The sequence below is a fragment of the uncultured Roseobacter sp. genome (assembly GCF_947488185.1).
In the GTDB taxonomy this organism is placed as follows: Bacteria; Pseudomonadota; Alphaproteobacteria; order Rhodobacterales; family Rhodobacteraceae; genus Roseobacter.
The window spans coordinates 408,272-428,178 of record NZ_CANKYM010000001.1 but is presented as its reverse complement, the minus strand read 5'-3'; the positions used below and the strand labels follow the sequence as shown (position 1 = coordinate 428,178).

Below are 19,907 nucleotides of genomic sequence, written 5' to 3'. Positions count from 1 at the left end.
TAAGTGGCAACATTGTCGACTATAGTTTGATAAATAGGAAACCTTAGATGGCTAAACGCGCACTCTTGCGGTCTTTGAGCGATGTGGACATCCGATTGATACGGGTTTTCATCGCCGTGACTGAGTGCGGCGGCTTTGCAGCGTCAGAGCTGGAATTGAATATTGGCCGCTCGACGATCTCGAAACATATCTCTGATCTGGAACTGCGCATCGGGCTGAAGCTCTGCAACCGGGGTCCTGCCGGATTTTCCCTGACGCCGGAGGGGGAACAGGTGCTGGAGGCGGCCCATGGCCTGCTGGCGTCGCTGGACGGGTTCCAGGCCCATATCGACAATATCCACATCCATCTGACGGGCACCTTGCGGCTCGGGCTCTTTGACCAGTCGACGACGAACCCTGAGGCGCGGGTCCACAAGGCCATCCAGGCCTTCGATGCCTCCGCCCCGGATGTGGCCTTTGAGATTGCGCTGGATCCGCCTGGCGTGTTGGAGGCGCGGGTCACGGATGGCACGCTCGACATCGCCATCGTGCCGATCCACCGGCAATCCTCCATCCTGCAGTATACACCGCTTTATCAGGAGCATATGACGCTCTATTGCGGCGAAGGACATCCGCTCTTCGATGTGCCGGAAACGGCGCGCGCTGATGCCCTGAACCTCGCGCAGTACAAATATGCGGGCTACGCGTTCAACTCCCCCAATATGAAGGCCGGGCAGTCCTTGGGCATTCGCCGCGCCGCGCGGGTGCAGGAGGAAGAGGCGCTCTCCCTCTTGATCCAATCGGGTCGCTATCTGGGATATCTGGCGGATCACGTGGCGGAGACATTCCTGCGGAAAGGCGCTGTGCGCCCCGTTGCCGCGCAGGACACAGGCTACAGCAGCACCTTTGCCGCCATCGTCCGCCGAAAACCGGAGCCGACCCGGAAGACCGAAGAGTTCCTCAATTGCCTTGTTGCGGCACACCAGGCCTAGGACCGTGCCTCAGCCTTTCGGGGATTGCACTGTTGCCGGAGACGCCATTTCGCGATCCGCTTCGGGCACGTTCAGGGTGGACCAGGTGTCGTCCTGTGGCGGCTCTGGCGGAGTGTCACAGGCGCGGCGATGAATGTTGACCTTCGCCATGAAATTCGCCGAAATCGGCGCGGTCACGAAGAGGAACGACATGATCAGCAGCTCGTGCAGCGAGCCGTCCCCCACCGTGAAGGAATGGATCATGGACGCGAGCAGCAAGGCGCCGATCCCCACCGTGCCAACCTTAGTCGGTGCATGCAGTCGGGTCATCGAGTCGTTGAACTTCAGCAGGCCAATCGCGCCCACCATGGCAAAGCCCGCGCCAATCAACAGGCAGATGGCAACGGCGTAGGTCCCGATAATCTCAGCGGTCATTCGATGATATCCCCCCGCAGAACAAATCGCGCATAGGCGACAGTTGAGACAAACCCCAGCATGGCAATGATCAGCGACACCTCGAAGTAGATGCGCACGCCCTGTGCAATGCCGAGCAAGACAATCAGGCCGATGGCGTTCACAACCATCGTGTCGAGCGCCAGAATGCGGTCGCCCGTCGACGGCCCCATCACCAGCCGGATCATCGACATGGCCTGCGCCAGAGCGATGACGACGAAGGTCACGATGAGCGCGATGTCCATCAGCTGTGTCGCGAAACTCATGCGAAAATCTCCTTCAGGCGGCGCTCGTAGCGGGTTTTGATCTCGTCACGCACGGCGTCGGGATCCTCCGTGTGCAGCACATGCACAAGCAGGCTGTGCCCTTCGTCCGACAGATCGGCCGAGACGGTGCCGGGGGTGAGTGTGATGGTGCCGGCGAGGATGGTAATGGCCTCGGGCTGGCGCAATTCCAGCGGGACCACGATCCACGCGGGGCGCAGTTTGGAATTGGGCTTGGTCAGCACGATCCAGGCCACCTGCACGTTGGCGACCATGATGTCCCAGATCACCATGATGCTGTAGGTCACCATGCGGCTGACGTGAAAGGCGCGGGGCGTATCCGGCCACCAGACCGAGGTGCCCCAGGGGATGATGATCCCGAGGATCACGCCAAAGACCACCATGCCTGCCGAGATTTCATTTTGCAGCAGTGTCCAGACCACCGCGAGCAGCAGGGTGACAAGGGGGTGTGGCAGGAGCCAGCGGTATGCCTTGATCATGTCAATATCCCTCCTTTGGTGTGCTGAGTTTTCCGGGTGTGTCCAGCACGGTCTCTATGTAAGGTTCCGGATTGAAGAGCTGGTCGGAAATATCCGCCATGTAGGCAGTCGCCGGTCCGGCAAAGACCGTGTGCGCCACCAGCAGCGTCAGCAACCCGCCCACCGCAACATAAGACAGCGTCGCAGGCGCGGGAGTGGCGGCGGTGGTTTCTGCCGGCTCGTCCGCCACCGGCATTGATTTTGCCTTCCAGAAGAGGGTGCTGCCCGCGCGGGAGAACCCGACGACGCAGATCAAGCTGGACGACAGGACCACGGCCCAGATCCACGCAGCGGCTGAGGTGGAAAAGGCCGCATCGAGGACCAGCAGCTTGCCGACAAAGCCCGACAGCGGCGGCAGACCGGCCATGGCAATGGCCGCCAGAAAGAACAGCGCGGAAGTCAGCGCGGCCCCCGGCACGACAGGCTGGGCGATCAGGTTGAGGTCCGCGCGTCCGGTTCTGACCAGATCGACGATCAGGAACAGGGCGGCTGCGGCCAGAGTCGAATGCACGGTGTAATAGAGCGCGGCCGTGATACTTGTCGGCGTAAAGAGCGAGATCGCCACCATCACCATCCCCATCGACCCGATGACCGCGAAGGCCACCAGCCGGTCGAGGTGACGCGCAGCCAGAACGCCTATCATACCAATGGCCAGCGAGGCCAGCGCGGCAGGCATCAGCCATGTGGTGTGCAGCCCGGCGGTCACGTCCAGATCGGGGCTGAAGATCATCGTGTAGACGCGGATGATCGCGTAGGCCCCGACCTTGGTCATGATGGCAAAGAGCGCGGCCACCGGCGCGGGCGCTTCGGCATAGCTCGAGGGCAGCCAGAAGTGCAGCGGCAGTACCGCCGCCTTGATCGCGAAGACCAGCAGCAGCAGGACAGCGGCAAGGCGAATCCCAACGGTCTCCGCGCCGTCGATCAGGCGCACACGCTGGGCCAGATCGGCCATGTTCAGCGTCCCGGCTTCGGCGTAGATCGCGCCGAGGGCAAAAAGGAAAAGGGTCGATCCCAGCAGGTTGAAGAGCACATATTGCACGCCCGCACGCAGGCGCGCATTGCCGCCTGAGTGGATCATCAGACCGTAGGAGGCGATCAGCAGCACTTCAAAAAAGACGAAGAGGTTGAAGAGGTCACCGGTCAGGAAAGCGCCCATGATCCCCATCAGCTGGAACTGGAACAGCGCGTGGAAATGCCGCCCGCGATTGTCCCATTCCGATCCGATGGCATAGAGCAGCACAAAGAGCGCCAGCACGGCCGTCAGCAGCACCATGAGCGTGGACAGCCTGTCTGCCACCAGCACGATCCCGAAGGGCGCGGCCCAATCGCCGAGCTGGTAGAGCGTGATGGTTCCGTCCGAGGCCTGCCAGGCAAGGCCTGCGGCTACGAAAATCAACGCCAGAACCCCGGCAATAGAGAACACGCGCTGAATGCCGATGTGATACCGTGCGGCCAGCACGATGAACGGGGCCAGCAGGGCGGGCAGCACGACGGGGGCAATGATCCAATGGGTCATGTGGCGTCTCCCGTACCCGTCGATGGCTTATTGATGGCGTCATCCACGTGGTCATCATCCGAGCCGAGATAGGCACCAAGGGCGATCATCACCACAACTGCCGTCATCCCGAAGGAGATCACGATGGCCGTGAGCACCAGCGCCTGCGGCAGCGGATCGGCATAGACCTCGATACCGTCGCGCAGGATCGGGGGGGCGCCAATGCTCAGACGCCCGGAGGCAAAGAGAAACACGTTGACCGCATAGGTCAGCAGCGAAATGCCCAGGATGACCGGGAAAGTGCGCAGGCGCAGCATCAGGTAGATGCCCCCTGCCGTGAGAATGCCGATGGCGGATGCGACAAGCAGTTCCATATCACACGCCCTCCCGCGCTGGTGTCATGGGGGGATCGTCACGTGACGGATCGATGTCCATCGGGTGTTCGGTATCGGGGACATGGGCCCGGCGCGCCAGCCGCGAGAAGCTCTCCAGCGACAGCATCACCGCGCCGACCACCGCGAGGAACACGCCGAGGTCAAAGAGCGCCGCTGTTGCCAGCTCGAACTTCTCAAAGGGCGGGATGCGCACATAGGTGAAATCCGACGTCAGGAACGGCTTGCTGACAAACCACGACCCGATGCCCGTGAGACCGGCGATCAGCACACCCGCACCGATCACCCCGTGATAGGGATAGCGCAGCCGCGCGGAGGCCCAGCTGAACCCGCTGGCCATATATTGCATCACCACCGCGATGGAGACGACCAGCCCGGCGATAAAACCGCCGCCCGGCTCGTTGTGACCGCGCAGGAAGATGTAGAAACCGACCATCAGCACCACCGGCATGATCACGCGGGTCAGCACCACCATCATGGTGGGGTGCATGTCACCCGCACGCGGCTGATCGGGCTTGCGGTTCAGCAGGCGGGCACGAACGGGGCCGGACAGAAGCGTTTCGGTCAGCGCGTAGATCAGCAGGGCGGCGATACCCAGCACGATGATCTCGCCATAGGTGTCAAAGCCCCGGAAATCGACGAGGATCACGTTGACTACGTTAGTGCCGCCGCCGCCTTTGTAGGAGTTGGCAAGGTGGAATTCCGAGATCGGTGTCGTGATGGCGTCACGCACCAGGAAGTGCCAGGCCATGCCCATGGTCGCCAGACCGCCCGCAAGGGCGATGGCGGTATCGCGTGTCCGCCGCATCGCCGTGCTTTCAATCGGGGTCTGATTGGGCAGGAAGTTCAGCGCCAGCAGCAGCAGGATGATGGTAACCACCTCGACGGTGATCTGCGTCATCGCAAGGTCGGGCGCGCTGAAATAGACAAAGCCGACCGATACCATCAGCCCGGCAATGCCGATCAGGATCAGCGACATCAGGCGGTTGCGGTGCAGGAACACCATCCCGATGGTTGCCGCCAACAGCATGACCCAGCCTGCAAAGGCGACGGGTGTAACAGGCTGCATCTCTCGGCTGGCGGGGCCCACGGTGCCTGTGCTCCAGGCGTAAAACCCTGCAACGATGACTGTGACGGCCATGATCGCGCCATAGCGGGTGAAAGCACCATTGTGCAGCCCGTGGATAAAGCGCTGGGAGAGCGCAACAATTGCAGCGATCAGCGCTTCGAAAATCGTCTTGGCCTCGGGGCGTGGGGTCGTCTCCCACAGGCGCAGGGCGGGGTTGAAGATGGCCAGCATCAGCAAGCCACCCACGACGGCAATGACCGACATGAAGAGGGCGGGCACAAGGCCATGCCAGATTTTGAAATAGGCCTTGGGCACCTCGGCGGTGTCCCCCAACACGGAGGCCGTTACCACTTTCACAAAGGGCTCTGCCAGGAAGGGGGCAACACCGATCATCACCACCAGCACGACCAGAATGGCGGGCGGCAGCCACATGCCCGCGCCGGGATCATGCGGCTTGGCCGGGTAGTCGTCGCGCACCGGGCCAAGGAAGGTGTGACCGATCAGGCGGAAGCAGTAGGCCGCCGAGAACAGGGAGCCGAAAGTCGCAAGGGCAGGCACCAGCCAAGGCGCACCGAAGAGCACGGTGTGGGTGGCTTCCTCCAGCATCATCTCTTTGGACAAGAAGCCGTTTAGCAGGGGAATACCCGCCATCGACAGCGCCGCGAGTGTTGCGATGATAAAGGTGATCGGCATCAGGTGGCGCAGCCCGCCAAGTCGACGGATATCGCGTGTATGGGCCTCGTGATCGACGATCCCTGCGGACATGAAGAGCGCGGCCTTGAAGGTGGCATGGTTGAGAATGTGGAACATCGCCGCCATCGCCCCGAACGCGGTGCCGGTGCCCAGCAACATGGTGATCAACCCGAGGTGACTGACCGTCGAAAAGGCCAGCAGTGCCTTGAGATCGTGTTTGAACAGGGCGATGATCGCGCCCAGCACCATGGTGATCAACCCGGCGGTCGTGACAATGACAAACCACTCCGGTGTGCCCGACAACACCGGCCACATGCGGGCCATCAGGAAGATGCCCGCCTTCACCATCGTGGCGGAGTGCAGATAGGCAGAAACGGGTGTCGGCGCCGCCATGGCGTGCGGCAACCAGAAATGGAACGGAAACTGCGCCGATTTGGTGAAACACCCCAGAAGGATCAGCAGCAGGGCCGGGACATAAAGCGGGTCGGCCTGGATCAGGTCGCGGTTCTGCAGGATGACGCTCAGATCGTAGCTGCCCGCGATCTGACCGAGGATCAGCATGCCACCGATCATGGCCAGGCCACCCATGCCGGTGACTGTCAGGGCCATGCGGGCGCCTTGCCTGCCTTCGGGCAGATGCTTCCAATAGCCGATCAGCAGGAAGGAGGAGAGCGAGGTAAGTTCCCAGAAGACCAGCAAAAGCAGGATGTTGTCGCTGAGCACGATCCCCACCATCGCGCCCTGGAACAGCAGCAGATAGGTGAAGAATTCGCCCATGTTGTCGTCGCGCGACAGGTACGAGCGGGCGTAGGCAATGATCAAAAGGCCGATGCCGAGGATCAGCAGCGCAAAGAAAAACCCGAGCCCATCCAGCATCAGCGTGAAGTTCATGCCCAGAGAAGGAATCCAATCAACCCGGGCGGTCACCAGATCGCCCGCAAGCACGGCGGGCAGGTTGGTCAGCAACCCGATGAACGCCGCCAGCGAGACGGTAAAGGTGATCCCGGCGCAGGCCTGTCTGCCTGCGGAATTCATCAGTCCAGGAAGCAGCGCGCCGAAGAATGGTAATGCGACGATCAGGAAGAGGGACACGCGAACTCCTAGTCTTTTGGTCTGAAAAGTTCTCCATTATCTGTGCCAGAATGCGCCTGTTCTCAAGCGAAACCGTCAAAAATTGTTACAAAAGGCAGCTTTGACGTTAATTGGTCGCATCTGCAGCGCCAATTGTTCAGGCCGGCGGTGTTGCGGCTGGTGCGCCCCTCGTCTCGGATGGGCGGTCGCAAGATGGACCTGCCTGTGAGGATCGACTAGGCTTTGCCTGATCCTCAGCGCGTGACGCGTCCCTCTGACCCCCGGCCCTTTCCATGAACATCCAGCAAATGCGTATCCTGATCGCGGTGATAGACGAAGGATCGTTTGCGGCTGCTGGTGACGCTATTGGCCGCTCTCACTCCGCGATCAGCTTGCAGGTCAAGGCGTTGGAAGAGGAATTGGGCGTTCTTCTGTTCGACCGTATCGTGCGTCCGCCCGCACCGACGGGCAAAGCACGCGCGCTGGCGGATCATGCCCGCAAGGTGATCAAGCTTTTCGACGCGACCGAAGATGTGGTCATGGGGCAGATGATCCGGGGCCGGTTGCGTGTCGGGGCGGTCCCGACCGTGTTGAGCAGCTTCCTGCCGCCCGCGCTTGCGGAACTGCGCATGCAGCACCCTGATCTTTCCATTGATGTGCACAGTGGCAGTTCCGACCAATTGGCCGCGCGATTGCAGCAAGGTGCTCTCGACATCGCAATCTGCACGAAGCCCCCAGCGCCTATCGAGGGGTTGGAATGGCATCACATCGCGCATGAGCCGCTGGTCGTCATCGCGCCCGCGGAAGCGGTGGGTGACGAAAAAACGCTGCTCTCGTCTCTGCCCTTCATCTGGTTCAACCGCAAAACATGGGCGGGCAGCGCGATAGAGGCGCATTTGAACAAACGGGATATCGCGGTCACGGCAATCATGGAAATCGATTCACTGGATGCCATCGAATCCATGGTGCGTGAAGGGTTGGGGGTGTCGATTGTGCCGGTCTGCCGGGGCAGCAATGGGATCTGGCCCGGATTACGCTCTGTCTCCTTTGGTGATCCGCCGTTTGCACGTGACGTCGGCGCGTTGCTCTTGGGCGATCCTCCGCATGATCCACTGATCGCGACGTTTTTGGCGGCACTTTAACATCAGTAAATCTCATGAAAAATGCAAGAATATCTCGATATGTTTTGATATCATCATGAACTAGACTGCGTCTATCCACAGTCAAAGGCGCTCTCATGTTTGATCGGCAGATGCAGGACCCTCCCTCCTTCTTTCTCAATGAGGCCCAGATTGCGTTGCAGTCGCGCGCAAGGGATCTGGCGCGCGACGTTGCCCTTCCGCTTGCGACACAGACCGACGCGACAGAGCGATACCCGCAGGAGGTGGTCCGGCAGATGACCGACGCCGGGTTCATGGGCATGTGCGTGCCTGAAGACCTGGGGGGCCTCGGGTTGAGCTGTTTCGACATCGCGCTGGTGGTCGAGGAGTTCGCGCGGTGCTGTGGCGTCTCCGGGCGGATCGCGGTTGAAGGCAACATGGGCGCCGTTGGAGCCATCCTCGCCTACGGTACACAAGCGCAGCGCGAGATCGCGGCGCAACACGTGTTGGCGGGAGACAAACCCGCCATCTGCATCACCGAGCCACAGGCAGGCAGTGCCGCAACCGAGATGCGCACAACGGCGGAGCGTACGCGCGATGGCTGGGTGCTGAACGGCACCAAGCACTGGATCACCGGCGGGGGCGTGTCCCGGTTGCACCTGATTTTTGCGCGCGTGATCGAAGACGGCGCGTTCAAGGGGATCGGCGGATTCATCGCCTATCTGGATGAACCCGGTCTGGAGATTGGGGCGCGTGAACCCACGATGGGCCTGCGTGGCATCCCGGAGACGACTATTCGGTTCAACAATCTGCATCTGCCAGCCGACCGTCTGATCACGCCGCCAGAGGGGATCGAACGGGGCTTTGCCGGTCTGATGAACGCCTATAACGCCCAGCGTGTTGGCGCGGCCACGGTGGCGCTTGGCCTCGCGCAAGCGGCTTTCAATGCCGCCTGCAGCCACGTCAAGACCCGCGAACAATTCGGCCGCCCGATTGCAGAATTCCAGGGCCTACAATGGATGCTGGCCGACATGGCCACACAGATCGACGCAGCGCGCATGATGATCTGGCGCGCGGCAAAAAGTGCTGAGGCTCAGGCCTCTGGTTTTCCCGATCCATTGCTTGCCGCACAGGCGAAGGTCTTTGCCTCGGAAATGGCTGTGAAGGTCACCAACGACGCTTTGCAGTTGCACGGTGCCGATGGGTATTCCCGTAACAACCCGGTTGAACGTCTGGTCCGGGATGCGCGGATGTTCACGATTGGCGGGGGAACCGCCCAGATGCTGCGCAATCTGATCGCGGGCCGGGTGCTCGATATGAAAACGCCGCAGACGCGGGACGGATACACGGTTGAGGCGCGTCCAGGCGGTTAGGATTTCGGCAAGGCGCGACAAACCGCTGTTAACGCCAGATAGAATTTTCGTGAGACTATCGATCCTTGGAAAATTTGCGATAGAAGGGGTCTGTAACCCCGTGCCGCTGTCGCAAAGGATGACCCAGGATGTGTGCCGATACCGCTTTGAAATCTGCGACGCCCTTTACGGATATCAGAGGCGTTCCCGTGTCCTATCGCGACCGGGGCGCCATTGACGGGCTGGAGCGCGCGATCCTGATGTCACTCTCTTTCCGTGGGGATGCCGATGCGGAGATTAACGCCGTTCTGGCAGAGCATCCCGATTTCATCATGGGCTGGCTTTTCAAGGCGGGGTGGCTGACGCAGGCGATGGAAACCCGGGTCTACGACACGATGCTGCAGTGCCTTGCCCAGTCTGAACGCTTACTGCCGGGCTGCAACGAACGGGAATTAGGCCACCACGAGGCGATCAAGGCCTGGGTCCACGGCGATTTCTTTGGCGCCGTGCAGAAATGGGAAGCGGTGCTGACGCGGTACCCGATGGACCTTTTGGCGTTGGAGTTGATCCACTACACGATGGTGTTGCTGGGTGACGTGCCGGGGCAGCGCGATGTGGTCGCACGGGTGTTCAACCTGTGGGACGAGAGCATTCCCGGCTATGAATTCGTGCTGGGGTTCTATTCCTTTGGTCTGGAGGAGAACCGCGATTTCGCGCGCGCCGAAGAACTGGCGCGTCAGGCGTTGGCGATCCGTCCGGATAATCCTTACGCCGTGCATACCGTCAGCCATGTGATGGAAATGCGTGGGCGGCAGGCCGGTGGCATCCGCTTCATGCGCGATCACGCGGGCATGTGGGGGACGTCGAACTTTGCCAATCACCTCTGGTGGCACACCGGCCTCTATCACCTCGATCTCGAACAGTACGATCAGGTCTACGACATCTTCGATACCCACCTCGATTCCCGGAACAAGGATGGTCACAAGTATGAGGAGTTGGATGCGGCAGCTTTGCTGTGGCGCATGAACCTCGTGGGGCAGGATGGGGGGGACCGTTGGACCCATCTGGCGAATAAATGGGAGCCCGCCGCCCAGGATACACTTTATGCGTTCAACGACGTGCATGCGATGCTGACCTTCGTGTCAGACGGTCGCGAAGACGCGCAGAAAGCGCTTTTGTCGGCGAACGAACGGTATCTTGAAAATGCCTCCGATGCCAATGTCGCGATGACCCGCGAGATCGGTCTGCCTTTCTGTCTGGCCATGCAGGATTTTAAGAAAGAGAACTACGCAGGCTGCGTCGACCGGCTGTTGCCAATCCGCTACATGACCCATCGGTTGGGGGGAAGTTACGCGCAGCGCGACATCATCGGCTGGACGCTCCTGGAGGCCGCATTGCGCGCACGTCAGTTCGATCTGGCACTGGCACTGGCAAACGAGCGGACGGGGATCAAACCGACCTCGGCCCAGAACTGGCGCGCGGTGGCCCGTGCTTTCAAAGGTCTGGGGGATCAGGGGCAGGCGGATCGCGCCACGGCCAAGGCGCAGTCCCTGATCGCCGCTTGATCCGCCACGAATACGCAGCGTTTTTGCGCCCATACCTTGCAATGCTGCGGACTTTGGGGCCTCTTGATGGGTGACGGGCGGCTGCGGCTGCCCAGCCTTCGCATCGGAACGCCTTTGAACGAGACATCTTCCAAACCGCAATCCAACGTCCAACGCGCGCTGCATGAACTGCGCGACATGATTTTCACCGGACAGCTGGCGGCGGGTTCCAACCATCTCGAATCCGAACTTGCCGCGATGCTGGACATGTCGCGCACACCGGTGCGCGAAGCCGTTCTGATGCTCGAAGGGCAGGGGCTGCTGGAGTTGAAACCGCGCAAGGGTGTCCGCATCCTGCCGGTGTCGCCGGAGGATATGCGCGAGATTTACGACGTGCTGACAGAGCTGGAAAGCCTCGCTGCTGAACAGGCCGCGCAAAAAGGCTATGCTCGTGCCGATCTTGAAGATCTGGCGCGCGCCATCGAGGACATGGAAGTGGCCGTCATGGCCGAAGATCTGGAGCGTTGGGCGGCGGCGGACGACCGGTTTCACGCCGAGCTGGTGCGCCTGGGACGCAATCGCCGTATCGAGATGATCGTCAGCATGATGCGGGATCAAGTCCGGCGGGCACGCACCACGACACTGTTCATGCGGCCCATGCCGCTCAAGTCAAACGAAGCCCATCGCCGGGTCTATCAGGCCATCGAACAGGGGGATGCGGATATGGCGCGGGCAGCACATCGGGCGCATCGCCAGCAGGCCCGTGAAATGCTGGTCGATCTCCTGGAACGTCACCGCCTGCGGGCGCTCTGACGCCGCGGCGGGGCTGGCATTGGCTTTGGTTTCCCGGTAGTGTGAGCGTTCCCAATTCCTCATTTCTTTCAGGTCCCCATGCACAACTGTCTTCGAATTGTGACCGTCTCCTACAATAGTGCGGAGGTGATCGGCGACTTTCTTGCCAGTGTGCCGCAGGGCATCGAGGTTGTTGTGGTGGACAACAGCAGCCGTGATGCCTCGCGCGAGATTGCGGCGGATCATGGCGCGCGCGTTATCGCGCTGGACCGGAACCTCGGGTTTGGGGCGGCCTGCAATCGCGGTGCTGAAGGAAACGAGAAAGACTTTGTCTTTTTCTGTAACCCGGATTCCACGCTCACACCGGACTGCTGTGATCTGCTGATCGAGGCGGCGGATCGGCATCCAAAGGCGGGGGCGATGAACCCGGCGATCCTGAACGGAAAAGGGGCGATCCGGCTGAACCGCCGCTCGGCGCTGATTTCGCGGGCGGAGTTTACCGACCGTCGCTATGCAGAGCCCGGCAACAAGGACAGCGTCGAGGTGAACATCCTGACAGGGGCTGCGCTTTTCTGCCGTCAGGCGGCCTTTGACGCAGTAGGCGGCTTTGACGAGCGGATATTCCTTTATCACGAGGATGATGATCTGGTGTACCGGATGCGGCAGGCGGGCTGGACCCTGCGGATCGAACACGGCGCCACCGTCACCCACCTGGGCGGCAAATCCTCCGGCAACGCCATTTCCGGCGCGGCGCTCAAGGCCTATTTCATCGCGCAGTCCCGCATCTATGTCGAACGCCGCCACGGTGTCTCAATGCCGCGCACCCGTGCCGCGCTGCGGGCGATTGCCAAACTGCTGTCGCCATTGACCCTGTTCTCGGCGCGCAAACGTGCCCAGGCGCTGGCCTATCTGAAGGGCACGCGGCGCTTTGACATGCAGCGTTACATCGATGGCGACTACATGCCGTGACCGCCACAATGGTCACCGGCAGGGTGGTCACAATCTGCCTCCCGGAGGTTCTTGGCCTGACGCCTTGACTTCTCGCTGCGCAAACGGTGTATCTGGCGCGAAAATTGACCCCGAAGGAATCCCCTTATGCATGCCTATCGCAGCCATTCCTGCGCCGCTCTGACCGCTGACAACGTGGGCGAAAAAGTTCGCCTGTCGGGCTGGGTGCATCGCGTGCGAGATCACGGCGGGGTGTTGTTCATCGACCTGCGCGACCATTACGGCATGACGCAGGTGCTCTGTGACCCCGACAGCGCTGTTTTTGCCGAGGTCGAGAAAGTGCGCGCGGAATGGTGCATCCGCGTCGATGGTGAGGTCAAGGCCCGCGATGCATCGCTGGTGAACGCCAAGATCCCCACCGGGGCGATTGAGGTCTACGTGCGCGATATCGAAGTGCTGGGGGCTGCCGCTGAACTGCCGCTGCAAGTGTTCGGCGATCAGGAATACCCCGAGGAGACACGCCTGCGGTACCGTTACCTCGATCTGCGGCGCGAAAAGATGCAGGCGAACATGGCGCTGCGCTCTGACGTCGTCTCTTCGATCCGCCGCCGCATGTGGGACAGCGGGTTCCGCGAGTATCAAACCCCGATTATCACCGCCTCCAGCCCCGAAGGCGCGCGCGACTTTCTCGTACCGTCGCGCCTGCACCCCGGCAAGTTCTACGCGCTGCCGCAGGCACCCCAGCAGTTCAAGCAGCTGCTGATGGTCTCGGGCTTCGACAAGTATTTCCAGATCGCGCCCTGTTTCCGCGATGAAGACCCGCGGGCCGACCGGTCGCCCACCGACTTCTACCAACTTGACCTCGAGATGAGCTTTGTCGAGCAGCAGGATGTGTTTGATACGATCCAACCGGTGCTGACCGGTATCTTCGAGGAGTTCGGCGGCGGTAAATCGGTCGATCAGGACTGGCCGCAGATTTCTTACAAGGACGCAGCGCTCTGGTACGGCAGCGACAAGCCGGACCTGCGCAACCCGATCAAGATGCAGGTGGTGTCAGAACACTTCGCCGGATCGGGTTTCGCTATCTTTGCCAAGCTGCTGGAGCAGGAGGGCACGGAAATTCGCGCAATTCCGGCACCGAGTGGCGGCAGCCGCAAATTTTGTGACCGCATGAATGCCTTTGCGCAAAAAGAAGGCTTGCCGGGGATGGGATATATCTTCTGGCGGGATCAGGGCAACGGCATGGAGGCCGCGGGGCCGCTGGCCAAGAACATCGGCCCGGAACGCACCGAGGCGATCCGCCAGCAACTGGGGCTGGAGGTCGGCGATGCGGCCTTCTTCCTCGGTGGCAAGCCGAAGACTTTTGAAACCATTGCCGGCAAGGCGCGCAACGTGATCGGCTCGGAGCTTGGGCTGACGGATGAAAACCGCTTTGCCTTTGCCTGGATCGTGGACTTCCCGATCTATGAAAAGGATGAGGAAACCGGCAAGGTTGATTTCGAGCACAACCCCTTTTCCATGCCGCAAGGCGGGATGGCGGCGCTTGAGGGCGATCCGCTCGACGTGCTGGGGTACCAGTATGATCTGGCCTGCAACGGCTACGAGCTGGTGTCGGGTGCGATCCGGAACCACAAGCCCGAGATCATGTTCAAGGCGTTCGAGATCGCGGGATACGGCGAGGACGAGGTGCGCAAGCGTTTTGGCGGTATGGTCAACGCCTTCCAATACGGCGCGCCTCCGCACGGTGGTTGTGCTGCAGGCATCGACCGGATCGTGATGTTGCTCGCGGACGAAAACAACATTCGCGAAGTCATCCTGTTCCCGATGAATCAGCGCGCTGAAGACCTGATGATGGCGGCACCCTCCGACCCTACAAGTGACCAGTTGATGGAGCTTGGCTTGCGCGTCATTCCTCAGGATTGAACGGAACGAATTGCACTTGGCTCTCTGCCAAGCGCGATCTAACGTCTGCGCATGACAACTTCAGATGCCCCTGCTCCGGATCTTGGAGAGCCGGTGAACGGATGGAGCCCAAGGCCAGCTCCTGACGGTGCGCCATTGCACGGTCGCTATGCCGAACTGGAGGCTTTGGACGCGGATCGTCACGCGGCCCTTCTTTACCGGGCGTATGAGGGTCAGGACCACGTCTGGGACTACTTGCCCTACGGACCGTTTTCTTCATCGGCCCTCTATCACCGCTGGGTTCGCGAACTGGTGCAGGACCCTGCGCATTTCTTTTATGCGGTGCGCAACCTTGAAAGCGGCGATTGGGAAGGTGTGGCAAGTTTCCTGCGCATTGATCCTGCAAATGGATCCATTGAGGTGGGACATATCAATTTCAGCCCGTCATTGCAGCGGACACGTGCGGCCACGGAAGCAATCTTCCTGATGATGGACTGGGTGTTTTCCCAAGGTTACAGGCGTTTTGAGTGGAAGTGCAACGCGCTCAACATGGGCTCGCGCCGGGCGGCCCAACGTTATGGGTTCAGCTATGAAGGTATCTTCAGACAGGCTGCAATTGCAAAGGGGCACAACCGGGACACCGCTTGGTTTGCGATGATTGATAAGGAATGGTCAGCTTTGAAGGCGGCATTCGAGGCGTGGCTGGATCCGAGTAATTTCGATCCTGATGGCCGACAGAAAGAACGCCTTGGCGATCTCACGAGACTGGTGCGCGTCGCGAGGGACCCCGCGCTCTGAACTTGTTCAGATCGCCAATTTCTGCGTGAGCCGTTGCTGAATCAAACCGGCAATTTCCGCAGTCTCGATCCCGGCCGGTTCGCCCGCGGCGCGTTTTTGTGCCAGTGCGGCCGCTGCCTTTTCAAGCACCTGATCCTGTGCCGAACGGGCGACACCTCCTAGGAACTGCGCCACGTAGTCGAGCGAACGGTCGTCCGCCGGATCTTCCAGAACGTCCGCGATATGCGCCATATCATCCTGAAAAGCCATGCGGTCGGGATGGATGATTTCATCGGGCAGCTCACGCAGGCCCGTCGGCTGGCGATCTGCCGGCAGGTTGGATAGGACGGCTTGCTGAAAGACGGCGAGCGAGTTGATAGGTTTCTCCAGAAATCCGTCCGCACCGGCAGTCAGCGCTTGATTTTCTCCGTCTGGGTCACCGGAGGTGCCCAGCACAACGTCTACACGGGGTTCAGATTGGGTCAACTCGGTGATCAAGTCGACACCGTTCCCATCGGGCAGACCAAGGTCGACAATCACGACGGAGGGACGATAGACCTGCAGATGCCGCCGCGCCGAGCGCAGACAATCGGCCCGCCGGATTCGCGCCCCACTGCGCAGGCATAAAAGCCGCATCGCTTCACAGGCAAATCGACTGTCCTCGATTACAAGGACGGTCAGACCCAGCAAAGGCCGTGAAGCCGTGGGCGCGGGGATCGTCGCTGCAAAAGGGTCCGTTTTATCCATGATCGTCTCCGGGGTGACTCGGGTTTCGACTCAGCATGGCGCACATATGGCTAACAGCACGTTAATGGCCCCCGGGCCCTGCGGCGGTGCGTCCCTTGCATCCGCCAAAACCTCCCCGCATAAGCAGACAAAAGCCTTTATAGCGGAGAGTTCACATGATTGGTCGTCTCAACCACGTCGCCATTGCCGTTCCTGACCTTGAGGCGGCCGCAGATCAGTATCGCACGGCGCTTGGGGCCAATGTTGGCGCACCGCAGGATGAGCCGGATCATGGCGTCACCGTCATCTTCATCGAGCTGCCGAACACCAAGATCGAATTGCTCTATCCGCTCGGGGACAACAGCCCCATCCAGGGCTTTCTGGACAAGAACCCGTCGGGCGGCATTCATCACGTCTGCTATGAGGTGGACGATATTCTGAGCTCGCGCGACCACCTTCTGAAAACGGGTGCACGGGTGCTGGGCACAGGTGAGCCAAAGATCGGCGCCCATGGTAAGCCGGTGCTGTTCCTGCATCCCAAGGACTTCAACGGCTGCCTTGTCGAACTGGAACAGGTCTGACACCCCATGGGCATTACATCAGCACTTGTTCTCTTTGCGGTGATCTGGTCGATGACCTTCCTCATCGTCTTGCCGATCAGGGTGAAGACCCAAGGGGATCTGGGAAAGATCGTGCCCGGTACCCATGCCGGTGCGCCCGAGGTTCACAACCTGAAGAAAAAAGCATGGATCACCACGGGCATCAGCCTCGTGCTCTGGGCCGTGATCACGTTTATCATCCTGTTCGAGGTGATCACTGTGCGTGATCTCGACTGGTTCAACCGCGGGGCGCCTGAGGTGCCAGCAAGTGGAACAGATGGGTAAAGGTTGCGGCGCCCAGAATTGGAATGATCAGGTTCAAGATCGGGATGGTCAGCGGGATCGCCATCAGAACGCCCGCAATCCAGATCGTTCCGGTGTGGCGTGATCTGAGCAGTTTTGCCTCGGCCCGGCCCACCCGGCGTATCGCGGCCAGCGTGAAGTATTCCCGGCCGAGCAGGAACCCGTTCAATCCCCAAAAGACAAAGGGGGCGGCAGGCGCCAGTGCTACGGTGGCGATCAGTATGAGATAGAGCAGAAGCGCCAGAACATTCGCGGCAATCAGCACGCCGAGAAAATTCACCGTGTCGCGCAGGGCATCGCCAAACGGAACGGGCGTCGGAGCGGGCAGATGCGGATAATGTTCATCTTCCACCGCCTGCGCGACAGTGTCGAGAAACATCGATGTGATGGCCGAGGCCACCGGGATCATCAGGAAGACCGACAGCACCGCCAACAGCAGGGCCGAGCCCCAGCTGATCAGATCGTTCAGCCAGGTCACTTCACCGATGAACGGCAGGGTTGTCTGATCCCCGACCAGACTGCCCAGCAACCAGACAAACCCGGCGGAGGCGGCAATCAGCAGGGCGAGGGTCAGGGCCACGCCCAACAGCAGGACGCGGCGAAAGCGCGGGTCGGTCATCTGCCCAAGTGCTGCGAAAAAGGCGGTGAGGATCATGCCCGCACCCAGGTCGTAATGTCGTGAAGATCCGGACGGGGCCGGTCCGGCGGCGCCGAGGTCTCGGTGCCGATGTGTACGAAGCCCGCAATGCGTTCATGATCAGCCAACCCCAGAGCATCTTGCATGAAACCACGGTCATGACTGGGCCAGCCGCTCAGCCAGTTGGCCCCCCAGCCAGAAGCGAGCGCAGCATTCAGCAGCGCCAGACAGACACATCCTGCGGAATAGGTTTGTTCCAGCGCGGGGATTTTTTCGGAAGGTTTCTGTACTTCGATCACGGCGACAGCTAGGTGACCCTGATCGAATTGCCCACGCCCCTTGTCGATCTGGTCGCTCTCTAGGCCCAGGGCCGCGCCCCGCTTTTGTGCCACGTCGGCCAGTCGGGCCATGGCTGGTTTTTCGATCACGATAAAGCGCCAGGGCTCCAGCTTGCCGTGGTCCGGCGTCCGTGCGGCCGCCTGCAGCAGCGGCATCAGCTCCTCAGCCGATGGCACGGGCATTGCCAGCGTCTTGGCCGGGCGCGACCGGCGGGTGGTCAGAAAGTCGAAGGCATCCGGGTTTGGTAAAGGCATGAACGAGGTTCCGAGGTCAAAGCTGCTGTGCGAAGTGGTCAATCTCGCCTTTGAGAAAGGCGTCGAAACGGGTCCCCGGCTGGCGCACATCCAGTGCCGCCGCCAGCGGGTCTGGAGCGGTGATACGACTGCCAGACAAAGCTTCCAGCGTCGCATGGCCGCAAAAGGGCACGTAGACTTCGGAATATCCCCCCTCATGCACCAGCACCAACCGCCCGTCGCAGAGCCGCTCGGCGGCGTCTTTCACCTTCAGTGTCATCTCGCGGAAGGTTTGCGCCGTGGCCAGCATGCGCGCCAATGGGTCAATCGCGGCGGCATCAAATCCGCAGGCAACGATGATCAGATCGGGCTTGAACGCCTCGATCTGCGGCAAGATGATTGTGTCCATTGCGTGCAGATAAGCCGTGTGCCCGGTCCCGGCGGGGAGCGGCAGGTTAAGGTTACAGCCCTCGCCTGCGCCACGTCCACGGTCTGCAAAGGCACCGGTATCGAGCGGGTAGTTGCCTTCCTGGTGCAGCGAAAGCGTTAGCACATCGTCCCGGTCGTAGTAGATCGCTTCGGTGCCATTGCCGTGGTGCACATCCCAGTCCAGCACAAAAACGCGTTTCGCCATGCCCTTGGATTGCGCCTCTTCAATGGCGATGGCGATATTGGCCAGGAGGCAGAAACCGTTGGGAAAGTCGGGCAGGCAATGGTGGCCGGGCGGGCGCGACAGCGCATAGGCATTGTCGACCGCGCCCGTCAGAACGGCATCCACAGCGGCCACGGCTAACCCGGCCGACAGGGCCGCGATCTCATACCCACCTGACGCGAAGGGGGTGCGCCGACCAAGCTCACCGCCCCCCGCATCCGACATCTCCTTGAAGGCATCGAGATAGCTTTGCGGATGCACCCGTAACAGCATATCGCGCGTGGCTTCCGGTGCCGTGCGCATGTCCAGTTCCTTTGACAGGCCGGTAACATCCATCAGGTTTTTCAGGCGGCGCTTGGTCTCGGGGTTTTCGGGCAATCCCCCGGCGGCCAGCGGTTGCACGTGACCTCCGATGGGCAGCGTGAAAGCATAGCTGCCGCCTGCGTGCCAAAAGCATCTTTCGTCCCAGAAAAACCCGGTTGCCATATCCAAATCCGCTTGCCTCTTGTTGCTGTGAAAGTGGCGTAGCGATGACCGATTGTCCATGCGGCCCAAAATCCGTTTCTTTGATTTCTGCCGGAAAGTCAGTCTGCCTCTGCGAGCAGGGCAGGCACGTCAAGCGGTACATTGACCATGGCAAGATCGCCTTGCGCATCCCGGGGCCAGTCTTCAGGCGCACGGTCCCGGTAGAGTTCTACGCCGTTGCCATCAGGATCGCGCAGATAGACGGCTTCGCTGACACCATGATCCGCCGCACCATCGAGGTCCACGCCCGCGTCCATCACGCGTTTCAGGACATTGGCGAGGCTCTTGCGATCCGGGTACAGGAAAGCCGCATGATAGAGACCTGTGTGGCCTTCCGGAGGTGGATTTGATGCCTTGCTGTGCCACGTGTTCAACCCGATGTGGTGATGGTAGCCCCCCGCGCCCAGAAAGGCGGCTGCCTCGCCATAGCGCTGAGTCACTTCAAACCCCAGAATATCCCGGTAAAACGCGATGGATCGTTCAAGATCGGCCACTTTCAGATGCACATGTCCGACGCAGGCTGCCTGTTGTTCTCTCATCTATCAGCTCTCTC

21 protein-coding genes are annotated in these 19,907 nt (G+C 60.9%); 10 read left to right on the top strand and 11 right to left on the bottom strand.

Going from position 1 to position 19,907, the window contains the following annotated elements:
• Positions 1 to 47: 47 nt before the first annotated feature.
• Positions 48 to 971 (top strand): LysR family transcriptional regulator, encoded by a 924-nt coding sequence (locus Q1A52_RS02355; protein WP_300010319.1) that lies wholly within the window; start codon positions 48 to 50, stop codon positions 969 to 971.
• 9 nt (positions 972 to 980) lie between these two features.
• On the opposite strand, the gene Q1A52_RS02350 is transcribed toward Q1A52_RS02355, so the two are convergent.
• The 6 genes from Q1A52_RS02350 to Q1A52_RS02325 are packed head-to-tail and all read right to left on the bottom strand — an operon-like array spanning position 981 to position 6,946.
• Positions 981 to 1,385 (bottom strand): Na+/H+ antiporter subunit G, encoded by a 405-nt coding sequence (locus tag Q1A52_RS02350; RefSeq protein WP_300010316.1) that lies wholly within the window; start codon positions 1,383 to 1,385, stop codon positions 981 to 983.
• A complete protein-coding gene (locus Q1A52_RS02345) occupies positions 1,382 to 1,669 on the bottom strand; it encodes a K+/H+ antiporter subunit F (protein ID WP_195819578.1) in 288 nt (95 codons plus the stop codon). The genes Q1A52_RS02350 and Q1A52_RS02345 overlap by 4 nt, the downstream gene beginning before the upstream one ends.
• Positions 1,666 to 2,166: a Na+/H+ antiporter subunit E gene (locus tag Q1A52_RS02340; protein ID WP_195819579.1), complete on the bottom strand. Its 501-nt coding sequence runs from the start codon at positions 2,164 to 2,166 to the stop codon at positions 1,666 to 1,668. Before Q1A52_RS02340 ends, Q1A52_RS02345 begins: the two co-directional genes overlap by 4 nt.
• A 1-nt stretch (position 2,167) precedes the next feature.
• Positions 2,168 to 3,721, bottom strand: coding sequence for a monovalent cation/H+ antiporter subunit D (locus Q1A52_RS02335; RefSeq protein ID WP_300010313.1), 1,554 nt, complete (start codon positions 3,719 to 3,721; stop codon positions 2,168 to 2,170).
• Positions 3,718 to 4,074, bottom strand: a complete 357-nt coding sequence (locus tag Q1A52_RS02330) for a Na+/H+ antiporter subunit C (RefSeq protein ID WP_300010309.1) — start codon at positions 4,072 to 4,074, stop codon at positions 3,718 to 3,720. The genes Q1A52_RS02335 and Q1A52_RS02330 overlap by 4 nt, the downstream gene beginning before the upstream one ends.
• Position 4,075: 1 nt before the next feature.
• Entirely contained in the window at positions 4,076 to 6,946 is a 2,871-nt protein-coding gene (locus tag Q1A52_RS02325) for a monovalent cation/H+ antiporter subunit A (RefSeq protein ID WP_300010306.1), read from the bottom strand.
• Positions 6,947 to 7,218: 272 nt separating this feature from the next.
• Here Q1A52_RS02325 and Q1A52_RS02320 point away from each other — a divergent pair, with 272 nt between their 5' ends.
• The 7 genes from Q1A52_RS02320 to Q1A52_RS02290 all read left to right on the top strand — a co-directional run bounded on the left by Q1A52_RS02320 (position 7,219) and on the right by Q1A52_RS02290 (position 15,361).
• The gene (locus Q1A52_RS02320; protein ID WP_300010304.1) at positions 7,219 to 8,067 is read left to right on the top strand and encodes a LysR family transcriptional regulator; all 849 of its coding nucleotides are present in this window, start codon (positions 7,219 to 7,221) and stop codon (positions 8,065 to 8,067) included.
• A gap of 95 nt (positions 8,068 to 8,162) precedes the next feature.
• On the top strand, positions 8,163 to 9,398 hold the full coding sequence (gene acdA / locus Q1A52_RS02315; protein ID WP_300010301.1) for a 3-sulfinopropanoyl-CoA desulfinase: 1,236 nt from the start codon (positions 8,163 to 8,165) through the stop codon (positions 9,396 to 9,398).
• 128 nt (positions 9,399 to 9,526) lie between these two features.
• Positions 9,527 to 10,942, top strand: a complete 1,416-nt coding sequence (locus tag Q1A52_RS02310; protein ID WP_300010298.1) for a tetratricopeptide repeat protein — start codon at positions 9,527 to 9,529, stop codon at positions 10,940 to 10,942.
• A 66-nt stretch (positions 10,943 to 11,008) separates the two neighbouring features.
• The gene (locus Q1A52_RS02305; RefSeq protein WP_300010295.1) at positions 11,009 to 11,734 is read left to right on the top strand and encodes a GntR family transcriptional regulator; all 726 of its coding nucleotides are present in this window, start codon (positions 11,009 to 11,011) and stop codon (positions 11,732 to 11,734) included.
• A gap of 99 nt (positions 11,735 to 11,833) precedes the next feature.
• Positions 11,834 to 12,682, top strand: coding sequence for a glycosyltransferase family 2 protein (locus tag Q1A52_RS02300; protein ID WP_300010292.1), 849 nt, complete (start codon positions 11,834 to 11,836; stop codon positions 12,680 to 12,682).
• Between the two features lie 126 nt (positions 12,683 to 12,808).
• The gene (gene aspS, locus Q1A52_RS02295; protein ID WP_300010287.1) at positions 12,809 to 14,584 is read left to right on the top strand and encodes an aspartate--tRNA ligase; all 1,776 of its coding nucleotides are present in this window, start codon (positions 12,809 to 12,811) and stop codon (positions 14,582 to 14,584) included.
• A 51-nt stretch (positions 14,585 to 14,635) separates the two neighbouring features.
• Positions 14,636 to 15,361 carry a GNAT family protein gene (locus Q1A52_RS02290; protein WP_300010284.1) on the top strand — a complete coding sequence of 242 codons (726 nt, stop codon included), beginning with the start codon at positions 14,636 to 14,638 and terminating at the stop codon, positions 15,359 to 15,361.
• Positions 15,362 to 15,367: 6 nt separating this feature from the next.
• Here Q1A52_RS02290 and Q1A52_RS02285 read toward each other — a convergent pair whose 3' ends face one another.
• Positions 15,368 to 16,087, bottom strand: coding sequence for a response regulator (locus Q1A52_RS02285; RefSeq protein WP_300010281.1), 720 nt, complete (start codon positions 16,085 to 16,087; stop codon positions 15,368 to 15,370).
• Positions 16,088 to 16,242: 155 nt separating this feature from the next.
• On the opposite strand from Q1A52_RS02285, the gene mce reads away from it, so the two are divergent.
• Complete coding sequence (gene mce, locus Q1A52_RS02280) at positions 16,243 to 16,647, top strand: methylmalonyl-CoA epimerase (RefSeq protein ID WP_300010278.1); 405 nt, start codon at positions 16,243 to 16,245, stop codon at positions 16,645 to 16,647.
• Positions 16,648 to 16,653: 6 nt separating this feature from the next.
• Positions 16,654 to 16,950, top strand: coding sequence for a DUF1467 family protein (locus Q1A52_RS02275; RefSeq protein WP_300010275.1), 297 nt, complete (start codon positions 16,654 to 16,656; stop codon positions 16,948 to 16,950).
• Here Q1A52_RS02275 and Q1A52_RS02270 read toward each other — a convergent pair.
• From Q1A52_RS02270 to Q1A52_RS02255, 4 genes are all read right to left on the bottom strand, one after another.
• Positions 16,904 to 17,623, bottom strand: a complete 720-nt coding sequence (locus Q1A52_RS02270) for an EI24 domain-containing protein (protein WP_300010272.1) — start codon at positions 17,621 to 17,623, stop codon at positions 16,904 to 16,906. The two genes, Q1A52_RS02275 and Q1A52_RS02270, sit on opposite strands and share 47 nt — an antisense overlap.
• Positions 17,620 to 18,198 (bottom strand): nitroreductase, encoded by a 579-nt coding sequence (locus Q1A52_RS02265; RefSeq protein WP_300010269.1) that lies wholly within the window; start codon positions 18,196 to 18,198, stop codon positions 17,620 to 17,622. Before Q1A52_RS02265 ends, Q1A52_RS02270 begins: the two co-directional genes overlap by 4 nt.
• A gap of 16 nt (positions 18,199 to 18,214) precedes the next feature.
• On the bottom strand, positions 18,215 to 19,315 hold the full coding sequence (locus Q1A52_RS02260) for a class II histone deacetylase (protein ID WP_300010266.1): 1,101 nt from the start codon (positions 19,313 to 19,315) through the stop codon (positions 18,215 to 18,217).
• Positions 19,316 to 19,413: 98 nt separating this feature from the next.
• Positions 19,414 to 19,893 (bottom strand): VOC family protein, encoded by a 480-nt coding sequence (locus Q1A52_RS02255; RefSeq protein ID WP_300010263.1) that lies wholly within the window; start codon positions 19,891 to 19,893, stop codon positions 19,414 to 19,416.
• Positions 19,894 to 19,907: the final 14 nt, after the last annotated feature.

What these genes read in the sequence shown, in the direction of transcription:
- Q1A52_RS02275 (WP_300010275.1), top strand. Translation starts at nt 16,654, where the DNA reads ATGGGCATTACATCAGCACTTGTTCTCTTTGCGGTGATCTGGTCGATG.
- Q1A52_RS02340 (WP_195819579.1), bottom strand. Translation starts at nt 2,166, where the DNA reads ATGATCAAGGCATACCGCTGGCTCCTGCCACACCCCCTTGTCACCCTG.
- Q1A52_RS02330 (WP_300010309.1), bottom strand. Translation starts at nt 4,074, where the DNA reads ATGGAACTGCTTGTCGCATCCGCCATCGGCATTCTCACGGCAGGGGGC.
- Q1A52_RS02335 (WP_300010313.1), bottom strand. Translation starts at nt 3,721, where the DNA reads ATGACCCATTGGATCATTGCCCCCGTCGTGCTGCCCGCCCTGCTGGCC.
- Q1A52_RS02255 (WP_300010263.1), bottom strand. Translation starts at nt 19,893, where the DNA reads ATGAGAGAACAACAGGCAGCCTGCGTCGGACATGTGCATCTGAAAGTG.
- aspS (WP_300010287.1), top strand. Translation starts at nt 12,809, where the DNA reads ATGCATGCCTATCGCAGCCATTCCTGCGCCGCTCTGACCGCTGACAAC.
- Q1A52_RS02320 (WP_300010304.1), top strand. Translation starts at nt 7,219, where the DNA reads ATGAACATCCAGCAAATGCGTATCCTGATCGCGGTGATAGACGAAGGA.
- Q1A52_RS02260 (WP_300010266.1), bottom strand. Translation starts at nt 19,315, where the DNA reads ATGGCAACCGGGTTTTTCTGGGACGAAAGATGCTTTTGGCACGCAGGC.
- Q1A52_RS02285 (WP_300010281.1), bottom strand. Translation starts at nt 16,087, where the DNA reads ATGGATAAAACGGACCCTTTTGCAGCGACGATCCCCGCGCCCACGGCT.
- Q1A52_RS02265 (WP_300010269.1), bottom strand. Translation starts at nt 18,198, where the DNA reads ATGCCTTTACCAAACCCGGATGCCTTCGACTTTCTGACCACCCGCCGG.
- Q1A52_RS02290 (WP_300010284.1), top strand. Translation starts at nt 14,636, where the DNA reads ATGACAACTTCAGATGCCCCTGCTCCGGATCTTGGAGAGCCGGTGAAC.
- Q1A52_RS02345 (WP_195819578.1), bottom strand. Translation starts at nt 1,669, where the DNA reads ATGAGTTTCGCGACACAGCTGATGGACATCGCGCTCATCGTGACCTTC.
- acdA (WP_300010301.1), top strand. Translation starts at nt 8,163, where the DNA reads ATGTTTGATCGGCAGATGCAGGACCCTCCCTCCTTCTTTCTCAATGAG.
- Q1A52_RS02305 (WP_300010295.1), top strand. Translation starts at nt 11,009, where the DNA reads ATGGGTGACGGGCGGCTGCGGCTGCCCAGCCTTCGCATCGGAACGCCT.
- Q1A52_RS02270 (WP_300010272.1), bottom strand. Translation starts at nt 17,623, where the DNA reads ATGATCCTCACCGCCTTTTTCGCAGCACTTGGGCAGATGACCGACCCG.
- mce (WP_300010278.1), top strand. Translation starts at nt 16,243, where the DNA reads ATGATTGGTCGTCTCAACCACGTCGCCATTGCCGTTCCTGACCTTGAG.
- Q1A52_RS02350 (WP_300010316.1), bottom strand. Translation starts at nt 1,385, where the DNA reads ATGACCGCTGAGATTATCGGGACCTACGCCGTTGCCATCTGCCTGTTG.
- Q1A52_RS02355 (WP_300010319.1), top strand. Translation starts at nt 48, where the DNA reads ATGGCTAAACGCGCACTCTTGCGGTCTTTGAGCGATGTGGACATCCGA.
- Q1A52_RS02310 (WP_300010298.1), top strand. Translation starts at nt 9,527, where the DNA reads ATGTGTGCCGATACCGCTTTGAAATCTGCGACGCCCTTTACGGATATC.